Raw genomic sequence first — 16,042 nt, 5'->3', positions numbered from 1 at the left:
AACATTACGGATTGTCCTTGCGTGCAACAAAAGGTAGAGGTGTCCCCAATAGAACGATTGTTTTAGGGACACCTCATCGTTTTACACTTACCGAATTTTATAATCATTAGGCAAAGCCTCTTTGATCTGCTTCCATACCTGGTGATCAACAATTAATTCGGTATCCCTTGACTTGACAGAGAACAAATCACTGTAATGATTCGCTGTCATCGGTCTTATGACGACATTTATATCAGGATCCGGAAGCATGTACTTCTCAGGTAGTCTATTCACAATAATTTTCCAGTCGTCGAAATCGATGAATGGAGCATCCGAAGATTGAACCGGCGGGACCGAGTGCTTGACAGGCTGAGTTATCTGTACCGATGTCACAGGTGCTTCCGGCTGTTTAACTGGCTCATAGGTCTGCACCGGTATCGCGGTCGGTTCCGGCTGCTGCACAGGTTCGTAGGTCTGCACGGGCGGTACAAATGCCTCCGGCTGCTGCACAGGTTCGTAGGTCTGCACGGGCGGTACAGATGCCTCCGGCTGCTGCACAGGTTCGTAGGTCTGCACGGGCGGTACAGATACCTCCGGCTGCTGCACAGGTTCGTAGGTCTGCTCAGGCGGTACAGATGCCTCCGGCTGCTGCACAGGTTCGTAAGTCTGTACGGGCGGATCAGGCGCCTCCGGCTGTTCGTCTTTTTTCCACCACTGCAGACGCTTGGATACCTGCACGCATGTTTCTTTAAATCGTGCCCAATGGTTGCGCAGGTTCATAGGTATGGGAGCTCCTTTCGGCAATTGCACTGTGATATACGTTCATCACCATGTCTGTCATTTTATCCAAGGACCAGTGAGACATTGCCCATAGTCTGGCCTGGGAACCCAGCCGTTTACGAAGAGAATTGTCTTTCAACAGCTTCTCCAGCATTTTGGACAGCTCTGTGGGATTTTTGGGAGGTATTAATAACCCTGTTGCGTTATGCTTCACCATTTCGGGAAGTCCCCCTACATCACTGGCAATTATAGCTTTGCCCGCGAGCTGTGCTTCGATCAGGGATAAAGGCTGATTCTCTATAATGCTCGGAATGACGTAAATATCCGCTTGCTTGAGCAGGCCGGGAACATCATCCCGTTTGCCCATGAATACAATGTCATTGCTTAGCTTCAAGTATTTGGCCTGGAAACGCAGCTCGGTCATTTTATCTCCTTCACCTACGATCCAGCACTCCCAATCTGTACGTTTTTTCTTTAACTGGTGAAGCGCCTCAATCAGATCCTGGACCCCTTTTAATTCCACCAGGCGTCCGGAGAAAATGATGACTTTTTTATCTTTCGGGCGCAGCACCTTTGATTCCCGATCCATTTTCTCAAGAAATGCAGCGGTGTCAAAGCCGTAATGCAGCACATCGAGCTTCTTTTTGGGAACCTGAAATTCATCTGTCAAAGTACGTTTCAGCCATTGGTTCGCAACAATCGTACGTTCTGCCGAGGTGGCTCCGAGATGCTCGAGCTGGTCATAATATTCCCGTGCTATTTGAGAGGTAGGAGACTTATGAATCGTTTTAAGCTGCAGTCTGATTTCGTGGGCAACGCATCCATGGAGGGTGGCAACCTGGGCTGTCTTCTGTGGTCTAATGCGGTTGATGCTTGCTGTCGATAGAACATCCTGCGTATGAATAACGTCGTACGAGTGCAATCCCAGATAAGCGACAGACAGCTCATATACATAACGGCGAAACTCGGTATATTTTACAAGATGATTGATATGAATTTCAGGATAAGCCGATTTATTCAGCATAGCATGCAGGAGGGGAAGAACTTTATTGCTGTAAAGCTTTTTATTCTTGTTGACGATATGCACAAAAGTGCCTTCTTCATCACCATAACCGAGAAGATCTACCTCATGGCCCAAAAATTCGAGCCGTTCTTTTAACTGCTCCATATAGGACCATACGCCCCCCAGATGGGGAACATGCCAGTACGTTGCTAACAGGATTTTCATGAATTCATCTCCCTTGCCGATATAAAGCCTCCATCCTCAAGCTTTTGCCGGATTTCCTGTTTGGACATCAGGTTTGCCGCAGAAACATATTTCTTTATATGTTCAGAAGGATAAGAGGCATAGGTGTTTCTTAATCCCGGAATTTCAATTTCCGGCAGCACGACAAAGTAACGATTGTTGTAGATAACGGCATGACGGCTTTCATATTCGGAGAGAAGGATTTCGGCCAATTTTTCTCCCGGTCTCGTCCCGATGTGCACGATCTTCGCGTCTTTAATCCCGTAAGCTTCTATCAATACTTCGGCTAAATCCATGATCTTGCACGCATCCATCATCAGAACGAATATTTCCCCGCCTTTTCCTTCCTTTGCCGCCGTTAAGACCAGTTCTGTCGCCGACTGCGTGGTCATAAAGAAACGGACCATTTCCCTGTCCGTAATTTCGATCTGTCCTGTTTCCTTTAATTGATTAATAAACAGCTGCAGCACACTGCCGCTGGAACCGAGAATGTTGCCTCCTCTAACGCTCACAAACCGGGTCCCGGTATGGATGGTATTCGCGTAGATCATCAGCTTCTCAGCAATAGCTTTGGTCATGCCGTAAAAGTTGACGGGATCGGCCGCCTTGTCGGTGGAAATATTAACAACTTTCTTCACACCGTTTACAGCCGCCGCATCAATTACGTTCTGTGTGCCGATAATGTTTGTTTTCAAAGCTTCGACGGGCTGTTCTTCACATATATTGACATGCTTAAGCGCAGCTAAATGGAACACGTAATCCACACCCCTGCATGCGGCAATCAATGCTTCCTGATCGCGGATGTCACCAATGCAAAAGCTTAATCTCGGCTCCTTTAACTCCCGCTCCATTTTCACCTGGCTGGATTCATTTCGTGAATAAATAATGATTTTTTTCGGATTATGGGGTAGCAGCTGGGTGACGAGTTCCCGTCCCCATGAGCCGGTTCCTCCGGTCACCAGGATGACTGAATTTTCGAACATTCTTCTTCCTCCTTAAGGAAAATAGCACTACCCGCGCATTTTGTTTCGATTAAAGCCCATAGGTGTTTTATTTCAAATTCTCGCTATAATGTACACCTTGGAGCAGCTGTGTCCATAAATGGTTGTTTCCTAACCACTTATCTTCCTGCGGGAATTGAACTGCGCATACTTTTTCCAAAGTCCAGCCCTCATCCACGATGCCCGTATGCCCTGTATGATTAACAACAAGCACCTGAAAATTGTTGGTTACCAGTTCCGACAGCACGTCCTGAAGTTCTTCCGCATCCTCCATATCCGCTTCCGTCCGGACAAAAAGAACTCGCTGGCAGGTGGCGCATTTGTCAAGAAAACGCTGAATTCGTCGTTCTAATTTGGCTTTCACTTCCGGATAAGTCTTCAATTCGGTCAGCGAATTTCTGGCAATGTCAAAATCATGACTGGACAAAATATGGTAGGCATCCTCGGACACGGCCAGGTTGTCGCCCGCATACCCGAGAATACGCAAATGTGATTGATCCATAAAATCATAAAAGCGGTACCTCAACAGACGATTGACATCGGATAACGAGTATGATCCCATCCAGTCGATTACGCCCGCGAACGGTCTAAGTTTGTTCTGCCTCAATTGAATGGAGGCCAGACAAAGATCACCCAAACTGAAAATAGCATCGTACGCGCCTTTGATTCCTTCCAGTTTCATTTCAGATATCCCCTTTAGTCAGTGTCCGGCCGCTTGACCAACATGCGTGTCAAACAAACCGGCAGACAGATCAGTCCACGGCTGCCATTGCAGTGTCATCTTCGTTTTTTCCGTTCCATAGGCAGCTGTGCCGGATATCACCAATCTCGCAGGTGTATGGGTGATATCAGGACATATTGTCCAATATGGCAACCAGATCACCACGGTCCAATAGAGCCTTTAAGAGATAGAAACCTATAAACCCGGCTCCTCCGATACTGTAGCTTTCGTGTTCACTCTCCTTTTAATTTTTTTGTATCCTATGAAAAATTAAGTATCCTTGTACTAGTTATCTATCATGGAACGATAAGAATGGGCGGGGGTTAGTTTCTGAATGAATTTCCCCTGTATGCTTATGAAGAACCGGAAGCGTACAGGGGCCTCATATTCCGGATAGGCTTGTTGCTTAGGAATTGCTGACGTACGGTTTCAGTTCAGGAAGTTCGAAAAACCGGTCGCCGCGCACTCTGTGTAACCATACGGGTCTACATAGTTTAACCTAAAAAAAATCGAACTGAATAATCGTCGTTCCCGGTCTCAAATTTTCTATTCCTAACATATAATGAGGCAGATTGAATAAAAAAGGAGTGAAATTGTTATGAGTGATGAACAAAACAACGAACAAACACTGGATGAGAAACAACAACGTGACGAAGAGGCTTTGGTTAAGAAACAAGAACGTGACGAGGAGGCACTGGCTAAGAAACAAGAACGTGACGAAGAGGCTGTGCTTAAAAGGCAACAACGTGATGAAGAGGCTTCATTAAAGAAGCAAGATCGTGATGCTGATGCAAATGCAGAGGACACAGAGGTAGCAGAGGAAGTAACCGATGCAGACGCTGTTGACAACGATGCCGACAAAGACGAATCTTAATATGAAGTGCAACAGCTGAAAAGGAAATGATCTATGGAAGAGATGGTTCCTGAATTCATTAGGGGCCATCTTATTTATTGTTTCCTGGTTCCCTTTGGTTAAACAATTAGAACTAATCTTCTGTTAGGAACTGCATTCTTACTCTCGTTTTAAGTGCCTTAGAGGTGCACGATGGATAAATCCGCAAAAATGCCCAGGTCTCGAAACCCTTAATTAATCATGAATTCCACCATAGCCTAACAAATTGCACTATACATTGATGACTTCGCCCTGAACTAGCAGAGGAACCGCTTAATATAATGATTCTGTAATAGAAAGGAGGCAAAAAAATAGTGGATAAAAATGAGGATTATAGAAACAAATTGGATAAGGATGTTTCATTAAACAGTTATGGAGATGAAAAAAAGGTGGCAGGAGAGGATCCCACTGCGAATGCGACAGCTAATGCAGACGCGTCAGCTGATGCAGACGCGACAGCAACAGCTGATGCAGATGCGACAGCCGATGCGGATGCCGACGTCGATGTGACAGCCGATGCCGACGCGGATGCCGACGCTGATGCGAAAGCGGATGCGGACGCTGACGCGGATGCGGACGCTGACGCGGATGCCGACGCTGATGCGGATGCGGATGCCGACGCCGATGCGGATGCGGACGCTGACGCGGATGCCGACGCGGATGCGGATGCCGACGCCGATGCGGATGCGGATGCGGACGCCGACGCGGATGCCGACGCCGACGCGAAAGCGGATGCGGACGCTGACGCGACAGCTGATGCAGATGCGACAGCGGATGCGGATGCGACAGCCGATGCGGACGCGACAGCTGATGCGGACGCGACAGCTGACGCGGATGCTGACGCGGATGCCGACGCGGATGCGGATGCGGATGCTGACGCCGACGCGGATGCGGACGCTGACGCTGACGCGAAAGCGGATGCCGACGCCGATGCAGATGCAGATGCGACAGCGGATGCAGATGCGACAGCGGATGCGGATGCGACAGCCGATGCAGATGCGACAGCTGATGCGGACGCGACAGCTGACGCGGATGCGGATGCGGATGCCGACGCGGATGCGGATGCGGATGCTGACGCCGACGCGGATGCGGACGCTGACGCTGACGCGAAAGCGGATGCCGACGCCGATGCAGATGCAGATGCGACAGCGGATGCGGATGCGACAGCCGATGCAGATGCGACAGCTGATGCGGACGCGACAGCTGATGCGGACGCGACAGCCGATGCAGATGCGAAAGCCGACGCGGATGCTGACGCCGACGCGGATGCTGACGCCGACGCGGATGCGGATGCCGACGCCGACGCGAAAGCGGATGCCGACGCCGATGCAGATGCAGATGCAGATGCGACAGCCGATGCAGATGCGACAGCTGATGCGGACGCGACAGCTGACGCGGATGCCGACGCCGACGCCGACGCGGATGCGGATGCCGATGCGACAGCCGATGCGGACGCGACAGCGGATGCGGATGCGACAGCCGATGCGGACGCGACAGCTGACGCGGATGCCGACGCCGACGCCGACGCGGATGCGGATGCCGATGCGAAAGCCGATGCGGATGCTGACGCCGACGCGGATGCTGACGCCGACGCTGACGCAGATGCAGATGCTGACGCGGATGCAGATGCTGACGCGGATGCGAAAGCCGATGCGAGAGCGGACGCGGATGCTGACGCCGACGCCGATGCTGACGCGAAAGCCGACGCCGACGCGGATGCCGACGCAGATGCTGACGCGGATGCCGACGCCGATGCGGATGCTGACGCTGACGCCGATGCTGACGCGGATGCCGATGCTGACGCCGACGCGGATGCCGACGCGGATGCCGACGCTGACGCTGACGCTGACGCTGACGCTGACGCTGACGCGAAAGCCGATGCTGACGCGGATGCTGACGCGGATGCCGACGCTGACGCCGATGCTGACGCTGACGCCGATGCTGACGCGAAAGCCGATGCCGACGCCGACGCCGACGCGGATGCCGACGCTGACGCTGACGCCGATGCGGACGCGGATGCCGATGCTGACGCCGATGCCGATGCTGACGCCGACGCGGATGCCGACGCGGATGCCGACGCTGACGCTGACGCTGACGCCGATGCTGACGCTGACGCCGATGCTGACGCGAAAGCCGATGCCGACGCCGACGCCGACGCGGATGCCGACGCTGACGCTGACGCCGATGCGGACGCGGATGCAGATGCTGACGCCGACGCCGATGCTGACGCGAAAGCCGACGCCGACGCCGATGCCGACGCGGATGCTGACGCGGATGCTGACGCTGACGCCGACGCGGATGCTGACGCTGACGCGGATGCCGACGCCGATGCGGATGCAGATGCAGATGCTGACGCTGACGCCGACGCCGATGCTGACGCGAAAGCCGATGCCGACGCCGATGCGGATGCCGACGCAGATGCAGATGCGGATGCCGACGCCGATGCTGACGCCGATGCGGATGCAGATGCGGATGCTGACGCTGACGCCGACGCCGATGCTGACGCGAAAGCCGATGCCGACGCCGATGCTGACGCCGATGCGGATGCTGATGCGGATGCTGACGCTGACGCCGACGCCGATGCTGACGCGGATGCCGATGCCGACGCAGATGCGGATGCCGACGCAGATGCTGACGCGAAAGCCGATGCCGACGCTGACGCTGACGCTGATGCCGATGCAGATGCCGATGCGAATGCTGATGCTGACGCTGATGCTGATGCTGACGCGAAAGCCGATGCCGACGCGGATGCTGACGCTGATGCCGATGCCGACGCCGATGCCGATGCCGATGCCGACGCCGACGCGGATGCTGACGCTGATGCCGACGCTGACGCGGATGCAGATGCTGATGCGGATGCTGACGCTGATGCAGATGCAGATGCCGATGCTGACGCGAAAGCCGATGCCGACGCCGATGCCGATGCGGATGCCGACGCTGACGCGGATGCCGACGCCGATGCGGATGCTGACGCTGATGCGGACGCCGACGCTGATGCCGACGCGGATGCTGACGCCGACGCTGATGCGGATGCCGACGCTGATGCTGACGCCGATGCGGATGCTGATGCTGACGCAAAAGCCGACGCTGATGCTGACGCCGACGCCGACGCCGACGCCGACGCTGATGCTGACGCTGACGCTGATGCTGACGCCGATGCTGACGCTGACGCGGATGCTGACGCTGACGCCGATGCGGATGCGGATGCGACAGCTGATGCCGATGCGGATGCGAGAGCTGACGCTGACGCCGACGCAGATGCGACAGCCGATGCCGATGCGAGGGCTGATGCGGATGCGAAAGCCGATGCCGACGCGGATGCTGACGCCGACGCTGACGCGGATGCGGATGCTGACGCGGATGCGGATGCCGACGCCGACGCCGACGCGAAAGCTGACTCCGGGCACAATACCTTTACAAACGGCAATAATACCGTGATCAATATCAGTGATAATAGCAGTGGATATATCGCTATGACTATATCTACACTTGCTATATTGGAGGCCTTAAAAGGAAACCAGGATCCAAACAAAATAGATGGCCTGATCTCCACCCTGAATAATACACTGAATGGGTTGCTGCAAGGTGGAAATGATAATCGCAGAGCTATCCTTAACGCTATTAATTCCCTCAGAAATGAGTAAAAAATTATAAGGTTGAGGAGGATTGTATGTCACAAACAAACATCTCGCGCTGTACGCTTCCTGCGAAGAAAGATAGCGATAGCCTGTATGTGGAGATTAGAAACAGTAACGAAAAATTTAGTCGTCAATTCAACCTCAATGCATACGATAAAAATTCGTCGGAAAAAGAATCATTACCCGTATATGTTGATGACCAGCTTACACTGAAGGATACCCTGGAGCCCGGATCACAGAAAGTCTATAGAATAGACGTGTCGAAAGTGGACGGGAAGATTGTTTTTGAAATTTCGCAAACCAAGGGCGGTTCAGGTATTAAAGTATCGAGAAACAACAAGAATCCAGCTTCTGTAGTATTACAACTTAAATAAAGTCTCTTGACCGACCGGATTACGGGGCTGTCCTAAAAGCAGATCATTCTGTTTAAGGGTAGCCCTTTCTTTATCCGTGAAGACGAGAATCCCCCCTCCTTAAAAGCGTCTGGCTTTAGGAGGGGGGATGTCATCTTGTTACAATTATAAAAGTCTGTCGATGACCGGTATATAATCTTCACCCGGTGGTTCGTTCTTATGTTTTGCGTACCAATCTTTAAACGTGGTCACTTCAATTTCGGGATCGCTCGTCATGTAGTGAAGCAGCTTCTCGAAGGAAGAAATATCAGGATTATCCGTTCCGTAGATTTCACAATACACCGTTCCACCCGATGATTTATCCCTGAACAGAGCAGCGGGATCCTCAGCAGCACCGGCAGGCTTGGTTTTCTTGTTGATCAATGAGAAACTGTGCAAAAAAAGGGTCATCTTTCTGAGCCCGTGGGCTTTCGCTAATTGGATGACATTTACCAATTCATCATAAGATAACCAGTCCAGATCGAATTTGGATTTCAGGCGTTCCCCGGTTTTCGATATAATTTTGACGTGGGTGACCGGAATTTCGATGGTGTTATAATAGGAAATTGTTTTATTCGCGGTCGGGATTTGTTCCAGATGATTATTGGGGTGCTGATAAAAGACCGAGGAATCGATTGGTATGCCGACCTCGGATAAAGCGTAAAGCGTGTTTTCGTTAATTGCATAAGATCCTCCTCTATGCGCAATCGGATAGGATCCCGTATGCTCGGCGATGAACTGTTTTCCGTATTCCAAAATTTTAATTTGCTCCCGCAGCGGGTAATGATAGATCGGCTTGCTGTAGAACGGCAGACTTCCGGACGGATGGGTATGCAGTTCTACTTCATGGCCCCTGAGATGGATGTTCCGGGCAATTTTTTGAAGCAGGGCAGAATCGTAATTAACATCGTATACATCCAGAAAAAAATTTCCCTTCACCCGGTAATGTTCCATGATATCCATTATTTTTCCGATCCCCGGCTGCTCCGGCAATCCCTCCCCGGTGATCAGCCGGGGGGGATTGAAATATGCGTCTTCCGTATCAATTGTAATAAATACCGTAAGCTTTTTCTCCGTTTGGTCTGTTTTTTTCATTCATATTCTCCCTTCAACCGGGATGCACAAGATAAGCAGGTTCGAAACCCGTTTTTTTCCGCCATGTAATCCGGCCTTCCCCGCCGTCATGGTAACGGCCATATACCAAATGCTCCAATCCTTGACCGTACGGATTGCTCTCGTCCAAGATCCATTTCACGATATGCAAATGGAGATGGAACATAATCCCCTCCACCAAATAATCGCCGTGTCCCAGTATTTGCGTATATAAGGCGACGTTACCCGTCCGCCGCAAATGGATAAATCCGACAAGACGTTCGTTCGTCACTACTTCTCCCTGTGTGTGACCCGGCGCATCCATAAAAGCTCCCCAAAAAATGGAGTAATGAAATGGACAATCCGGCATCCGCAAGTGATAATATTGCTGCGGCGGCCCCCCGATATCCTCCAACGTTTCCAGAAGAAACCCGCTCCTCGGGCCTCCGCTTCGGATTTCCTTGGAATGAGTGATCGAGATGATATCAGGAGTAAACAGCCTTCTCACAAAGGGTTTTATATAGAACCCCTTATTTAACGACTTGCGGGCTGCATACTCCGCCGACCTTGTGCTCTTGTATGTGCGTTTTGTTTTTATAATGAAGCTTTCGTAGGTTTGATTTCTCAGGTCCAGCCAACCGGCAGGGTCTTCTATCGGTTGGCCGCGTCCTACGTAGTCGTATAAATAATCGGCGATATAGTCTTCACGATTTTCCTGTGCGTCACAGCTATGATTTTCAGGTCGATAACTTACGATTACGACGGGCAAACTCGAATCGATACCCGATATTCCCAAAAAAACTCTCTCCTTTTTCGTTGATAGCTTATTTCCGTTGATTCAATTCGTTGTAGACGTCGATATAACCGCGCAAAAGGTTCCGCCAATCCCTTTCCTGTACGACCCATTCCCTTGCATTTCCCCCCAAGTGGGATTGTTGCCCGGCACGGGTTATCGCCTCGGCTAGCGACGCAGCATCCTCCGGTTGAAACATCAGTCCGGTGTAACCGTCCGACACGATCTCTCGTAAGGCCGGTATGTCGCTGACCAGTACGGTTTTCCCCATCGCCATCGCTTCGTACGGTTTCAGCGGTGTCACCAGTTCGCATACCTTTGCACGCGTGCGCGGAAAAGGCAGGATATCCATGACCGAGTAGAACCTTTTTACCTGTTCATGAGGCAGCGCACCAACAAATGAGACTTCTTTTTGCAAACCAAGCGTCACTGACAGCCTTTGCAGATCGGGCAAGGCAGGGCCGTCTCCGGCAATAAGTAGCTTTATATCGCTTCGCTGCTTTTGTAGAATAGCCAGGGCGTGCAGCAAATAGTCCAGCCCCTCGTATTTCTCCAGGCTTCCGACAAATCCGATAACGAATTTTCCCGCGAGGCCATAGGTCTGCTGCAGCTCGGGACAAGGAGGCTGCGGTTGAAAATGGTTGACATTTACTCCATTGTAAACAACGGTTATTTTTTTCGCAGGGATGCCCAGATCAATCAGATGCTTCCTTAAAGCATCGCTGATGACAACGACCCGATCCGCAAGCCGGCAGCACTCCAATTCACCAGCTTCGTGCAGGCGGAACCGTTCCGATTGCTCAAACCCTTTCGTTTTAAAAGACTGGGTATAATGCCACATGCCTCTCACTTCATAAACGGACCGGATACCGAGCTTGCAGGCGACCATAAGCGGGGGAAGAGCGTTTTGAAAATTCGATGCCGCATGAATAATGCCCGGCTTCAGCCGCTCCAGTAATTTGGCGAATTGAAGGGCGTATAACCGGAAGTATTGGCTCATGGGCGCCTTGTTCAGCTCGGTATGGCTCGCATCGTACAGACGATACATGTCAATCCCGTTAAGGCAGGAACGGACTGAATCGACATGGTCGGCCGGTGGCCAGCCCAGCTTGGTAACACCGACGACCTCCAGTCCCATTTCCTTCTGGTGCTTAATAATTTCCGCACTTCTCACGGTATAACCATTGATTGCGGGGAAGGATTTGTTCCATACATGGACAACCGCAGAACCATGAACGATTGGGCACAAATCGTCATCCAATTCCCATGGTTTGTGCAAATGCCGGATTTCGTCACGCGCCATTTCCAGTTCATTTCCATAGAAACGGCCAGACCGTTTCTGAACCCCCTTCAGAAAAACCAGCCGCTTCGTAATATTACCGAGCCGATGATGGATGCTCGCAAGCCGTCTGTACACATGCATATTATTGGCGTCGATACGATAAGCTTTCCTCGCATAGTTCAATGCAGTAAGAAAATCATTGGATTGATAGCAGACTTTCGCCAGATAAAGAAGGATTTTCACCTTTTGAGGACCCGCAAAATCACGCAATTTCCGCTGTACCTCCTCCAGCTCGCCCCGTTCAGCCAGCCAGCGCATGCGCAGGCATGCCCAAGCATGTTTTCTGGAGAATAGCTCAGTTAACAGCTTATCCGTTTCAGGGGTGATGGGAAGAGGGGAGCCGGAGCTCAAGAGAGAGTGGCTGACACCCCTCCACATGGACTGCCTTCTGGCTTCGGCAGCTTCACCCATAACAGATGCAATTTCAAGTAATTTGCTCGCGTTCCATTCATCTGGAGCGATTCCGGGATCATCACTCAGCCTTATTCCCGGGTCAGACGGTTGTTTTTCATGTTCAGTCATCCCGATTGTTTTCTCACATCCTATCGTCAGCATCTGCCTATACTGTGGCATATGCCAGGTGATCGCCGCCGCAGGCCACATCTGCAGCCGTTTCGGGATCCGTTTCGTCTCCGGATAAGGAAGACTCGCTACATTCCTTAACCATACGGATGTAGTTGAATTTATCCGCAGCGAATATTTTCAGGCCTCTGCTCCGGCATTCCGAAAAAAAATGTTTAAAGTCTTCCGTCGTACTGCCGCGCGGCGAAATTTCGGATAAAATCTCCTTTTTCACGATCATGGCTTCCCCGCTTAGCCGGTCGACATACCGGTTCTCTTGATCCGGGGAAACGAGCATCAGTTGCTGCCGGGATTCCAGGTACATATAGCTGGCCCGCTTGCCGACGATGGAGGCATCCGTATATTGAAAGGCATGCATCAGGTCGGTCAGGAAATGTGCGGCATAATAGTCCGTTCCATTCATCAGAGCGACGAAACTGCAACCGGTATGGCGGACAGCAACACCGAGGCGCTCATCAAAAGGGGTCTCCTCGGGAAACAGAAGCAGTGATACGTTCAGCTTGGATTGCAGATCCTTTATTTGCTCTTCGGATACACTGTTCTTATCAAACAAAAGGATCAGTTCCTTATGCTCCCAGGCCTGGTCATGAAAACTCTTGAGCAGCCCATCCAGACATCCACATTGATCTTGACAGGCGATGACTGCCACTCCCTCAGGTCCTGATGTTGCGATCCCGAGAGTTCTAAGGATTTGATCGAACCTGTGTCTGTACAAATGCTTCAAATGTACTTCCCGCAGCCCCAGCAAACTGAGCCGCTCGCTATAATGAGCGTTATGAAGCAGATTGTGTAAGAGAGCATTCGCCTCGTCGGCCGATCCCGCGATCGGCACAATTCCGGAGAACATCTTTTCGATTCCGAGGGAGTATGTGCTGACTACATTCGTTCCAGCGGCAAGGATTTCGAACACTCTTCTCGAAAACATCGTCGGGCTGTCTTTCACCGAGTTTACGTTTAAAAATACCTTATACAGCTTATATGCCTCTACCATCTCCTCATAGGGCAGTGAACCGACGATATAAGGCCGATATTTTATTGGAAATTTATAAAGATTGTTGAATCTGTAATGGCGTTTGCGATCATAGATATGCAGGTTAAAGCTCCGGGCCGGACCCAGAATCAACGACATGTCCTTTACCCTATGGGGATATTTGGTACGATACCAGGATCCTGCAAAGGCCACGTCATCCTTTGAACGATAGCTGGAAGCAACGGGATTATGGACCGCGGGCTGTGCGGCAAAAGGAAGCACGCCGACCCGGTCGTGACCCAGATCTCGTAAATACCGCTTAATACAGTTTGCGTCGGTAGTAAATACGTAATCGAATAATCTGGCGGTAGAGATGAAGCGCTTATAATTAGGAGAATCTTCCTTGTTCCAAAACACGGTGGGTATTCTGTTTTTTCTGCAAAACCTGATGATTCTCCGTATCACCGCGTCCGGCTTTCCGCCGATATCGCAAAGCTGGTTCCGCCACGAACCGTCAAACCCCTGCCAGGCGGATTCCACCAACAGCAAATCCGGTTTAGAACGTTGAATTTGTCGCCTCCAGGTTGAGGTATTCAGATGGATCAACGTACATTCGTATTTGAAACAAACATAGCTGAACGCATCCATGATACAGGCCACACGAATGTCGGTCCGCCCGCCTCTGCTTAACCTATACGGCTTGAGACTTCTAATCCTGTCCTTGATCATTGCCCGCAGTTGTCTCCATTCCGCTCTCTGTTCAGTTTTAGCGAATAGACTCACCTTCTCTCACACGGTTGTGCGGAATCGTTGCACGCGCAAGCGGTGTGCCTATTTTTTCGCATAAGAATCCCGAAAGCCTAAGCTGGTTATGATCCACCAGATTTCGGGTATCGATGATCCTCCGTGAACGCATCAGACTTCCGATCAGGTCAAAATCCATATCTTTGAATAGGGTATGGTCGGTAAGCAGGGCGATACAATCGGATCCCGTCACGGCTTCATGCAACGTGGGCACCTTATCCGTCATGGGCTGGCTAACATAGGGATCGTAAATTTTAAGCTGATAACCGTGTTTGCGAAGCTCGTTGATTACTACAAGGGAGGGACTCTCTCTGATGTCGTCAATATCTCCTTTAAATGCAACGCCAAGCAGGGTGATGACAGGCTTATCGATATCACTTGTCATTTCGCGGATCCGATTTGAGACCAACAAGGGAACATTGTCGTTCGTTATCCGTGACAGCTTGATTAATTGGGTTGCCTTAGGGGCTTTTTCGAAAATAAACCATGGATCAACAGCGATACAGTGCCCCCCGACACCAGGACCGGGTGAATGAATATGAACTCTTGGATGCGAGTTGGCCAATCGGATCGCTTCCCACACGTTAAAGCCAATCTCTTCCGCAATTCGCGCCAGTTCATTCGCCAATGCGATATTGACGTCACGATACGTATTCTCCATCAATTTGACCATTTCGGCGGTGGTAGTATCGGTAATATGGATGCTCCCCTCTACAATCCGTTCGTACAATTCCGCGCAGTATTGAGCAGAAAGCGGGGTTATTCCCCCGATAATCCGGTCATTATGCTTCAGTTCGTAAAACAGCCTGCCCGGCATCACACGCTCGGGAGAGTAGCAAACAAACAAATGTTCGCCGAGCACCAGATTCGTTTGTTGGAGCACAGGGAGCAGTACCGATTCCACCGTTCCAGGGGGCACCGTAGATTCGAGAACAACCAGATCTCCTGCCTTCAGAATGGGGACAAGCATTTCAGCGGCCTTAACAACTTGCGACAAATCAGCCGTTTTATCGGGGCCAACAGGCGTCGGAACGGCTATAATAAAGGCGTCCGCTTCCTGCGGCTGCATCGAAACGGTAAAACCTCCGGAGTCGATCGCATCCTCCAGGGCCTTTGTTAAGCCGAGTTCGTGCAACTGAATTTGTTTTGACCGAATCATATTGATGACAGTTGAATTCACATCGACTCCATGCACATGTATTCCGGAATTGGCAAATATAACGGCAGTTGGCAACCCGATATAACCCAATCCTAAAACACATAGCTTCATCTCATCCCTCCGTTCTTGGGTATTTCGAAATAGATTATGAACCAGTTTTTTACGTGGTAACGGCATATAGCTCAGAAATATAAAAAAAAAGGCATGAGCCCTGTTCATGGGACTCGCAAGTACTTTGGTTGGAATTTTAAAGGAAGGAGGTAGATGTAGAACTCGAAGGAGGTGTGCGTTGGTAAACCCGAATGCTATAAATTTATAACATATCAAAAACAAACCGATAACTGTCTGATTTCAGTTGTCGGTTTGTTTCATTTTTCGTCTTTTTATGTTCAAAGCGTCAAACTTGACAAAAGGCACTGAATTATTGACAGATAGGGCTTTAGGACATAGCCTCAGTAAGTATATTCAAATACCTTATTATCATCTGAATCTTGTGCAACTATACTTTGTAGTTCCAATGTGTTCCCAATAGAAACATCAAGGAAGGTCCTATTACTATCATTTAATTTAACGGAGACGGTGTAAAATTGTTTGTGTACCAATATTTGTGATCTAGTCGGATCATAAAAAAGTAGGGTATTCTCGGGATTG

General features: G+C 50.5%; 12 protein-coding genes. 2 read left to right on the top strand and 10 right to left on the bottom strand.

What is annotated here, in order from left to right; all coding sequences use genetic code 11:
• Positions 1-87 precede the first annotated feature (87 nt).
• The 4 genes from ACI1P2_RS12340 to ACI1P2_RS12325 form a co-directional block, all read right to left on the bottom strand.
• Positions 88-759 (bottom strand): hypothetical protein, encoded by a 672-nt coding sequence (locus ACI1P2_RS12340; protein ID WP_355320154.1) that lies wholly within the window; start codon positions 757-759, stop codon positions 88-90.
• Positions 728-1,987 carry a glycosyltransferase family 4 protein gene (locus ACI1P2_RS12335; RefSeq protein WP_355320153.1) on the bottom strand — a complete coding sequence of 420 codons (1,260 nt, stop codon included), beginning with the start codon at positions 1,985-1,987 and terminating at the stop codon, positions 728-730. The genes ACI1P2_RS12340 and ACI1P2_RS12335 overlap by 32 nt, the downstream gene beginning before the upstream one ends.
• Positions 1,984-2,988: a polysaccharide biosynthesis protein gene (locus ACI1P2_RS12330; protein ID WP_355320152.1), complete on the bottom strand. Its 1,005-nt coding sequence runs from the start codon at positions 2,986-2,988 to the stop codon at positions 1,984-1,986. The genes ACI1P2_RS12335 and ACI1P2_RS12330 overlap by 4 nt, the downstream gene beginning before the upstream one ends.
• Before the next feature lie 67 nt (positions 2,989-3,055).
• Complete coding sequence (locus ACI1P2_RS12325; protein ID WP_355320151.1) at positions 3,056-3,688, bottom strand: DUF1796 family putative cysteine peptidase; 633 nt, start codon at positions 3,686-3,688, stop codon at positions 3,056-3,058.
• Between the two features lie 637 nt (positions 3,689-4,325).
• Between ACI1P2_RS12325 and ACI1P2_RS12320 the strand changes: the two genes are divergently transcribed.
• Positions 4,326-4,601 carry a hypothetical protein gene (locus tag ACI1P2_RS12320; protein ID WP_355320150.1) on the top strand — a complete coding sequence of 92 codons (276 nt, stop codon included), beginning with the start codon at positions 4,326-4,328 and terminating at the stop codon, positions 4,599-4,601.
• A gap of 455 nt (positions 4,602-5,056) precedes the next feature.
• Here ACI1P2_RS12320 and ACI1P2_RS12315 read toward each other — a convergent pair whose 3' ends face one another.
• The gene (locus ACI1P2_RS12315) at positions 5,057-8,026 is read right to left on the bottom strand and encodes a serine-rich family protein (protein WP_355320149.1); all 2,970 of its coding nucleotides are present in this window, start codon (positions 8,024-8,026) and stop codon (positions 5,057-5,059) included.
• A 263-nt stretch (positions 8,027-8,289) separates the two neighbouring features.
• Between ACI1P2_RS12315 and ACI1P2_RS12310 the strand changes: the two genes are divergently transcribed.
• On the top strand, positions 8,290-8,631 hold the full coding sequence (locus ACI1P2_RS12310; RefSeq protein ID WP_355320148.1) for a hypothetical protein: 342 nt from the start codon (positions 8,290-8,292) through the stop codon (positions 8,629-8,631).
• A gap of 144 nt (positions 8,632-8,775) precedes the next feature.
• Here the strand turns inward: ACI1P2_RS12310 and ACI1P2_RS12305 are convergent, their stop codons facing one another.
• The 5 genes from ACI1P2_RS12305 to ACI1P2_RS12285 form a co-directional block, all read right to left on the bottom strand.
• Positions 8,776-9,744, bottom strand: coding sequence for a polysaccharide deacetylase family protein (locus tag ACI1P2_RS12305; RefSeq protein WP_355320146.1), 969 nt, complete (start codon positions 9,742-9,744; stop codon positions 8,776-8,778).
• A 13-nt stretch (positions 9,745-9,757) separates the two neighbouring features.
• A complete protein-coding gene (locus ACI1P2_RS12300) occupies positions 9,758-10,537 on the bottom strand; it encodes a hypothetical protein (protein WP_355320144.1) in 780 nt (259 codons plus the stop codon).
• A 28-nt stretch (positions 10,538-10,565) separates the two neighbouring features.
• The gene (locus ACI1P2_RS12295; RefSeq protein WP_355320142.1) at positions 10,566-12,398 is read right to left on the bottom strand and encodes a glycosyltransferase family 4 protein; all 1,833 of its coding nucleotides are present in this window, start codon (positions 12,396-12,398) and stop codon (positions 10,566-10,568) included.
• A 37-nt stretch (positions 12,399-12,435) separates the two neighbouring features.
• Complete coding sequence (locus ACI1P2_RS12290; RefSeq protein ID WP_408976214.1) at positions 12,436-13,968, bottom strand: CgeB family protein; 1,533 nt, start codon at positions 13,966-13,968, stop codon at positions 12,436-12,438.
• A gap of 226 nt (positions 13,969-14,194) precedes the next feature.
• On the bottom strand, positions 14,195-15,502 hold the full coding sequence (locus ACI1P2_RS12285; protein ID WP_355320136.1) for a nucleotide sugar dehydrogenase: 1,308 nt from the start codon (positions 15,500-15,502) through the stop codon (positions 14,195-14,197).
• Positions 15,503-16,042: the final 540 nt, after the last annotated feature.

Source organism: Paenibacillus jiangxiensis (genome assembly GCF_046098255.1).
Classification (GTDB): domain Bacteria; phylum Bacillota; class Bacilli; order Paenibacillales; family Paenibacillaceae; genus Paenibacillus; species Paenibacillus jiagnxiensis.
Note: the sequence above shows the minus strand (reverse complement) of the source record. Positions and strands in the feature narration are given on the sequence as shown.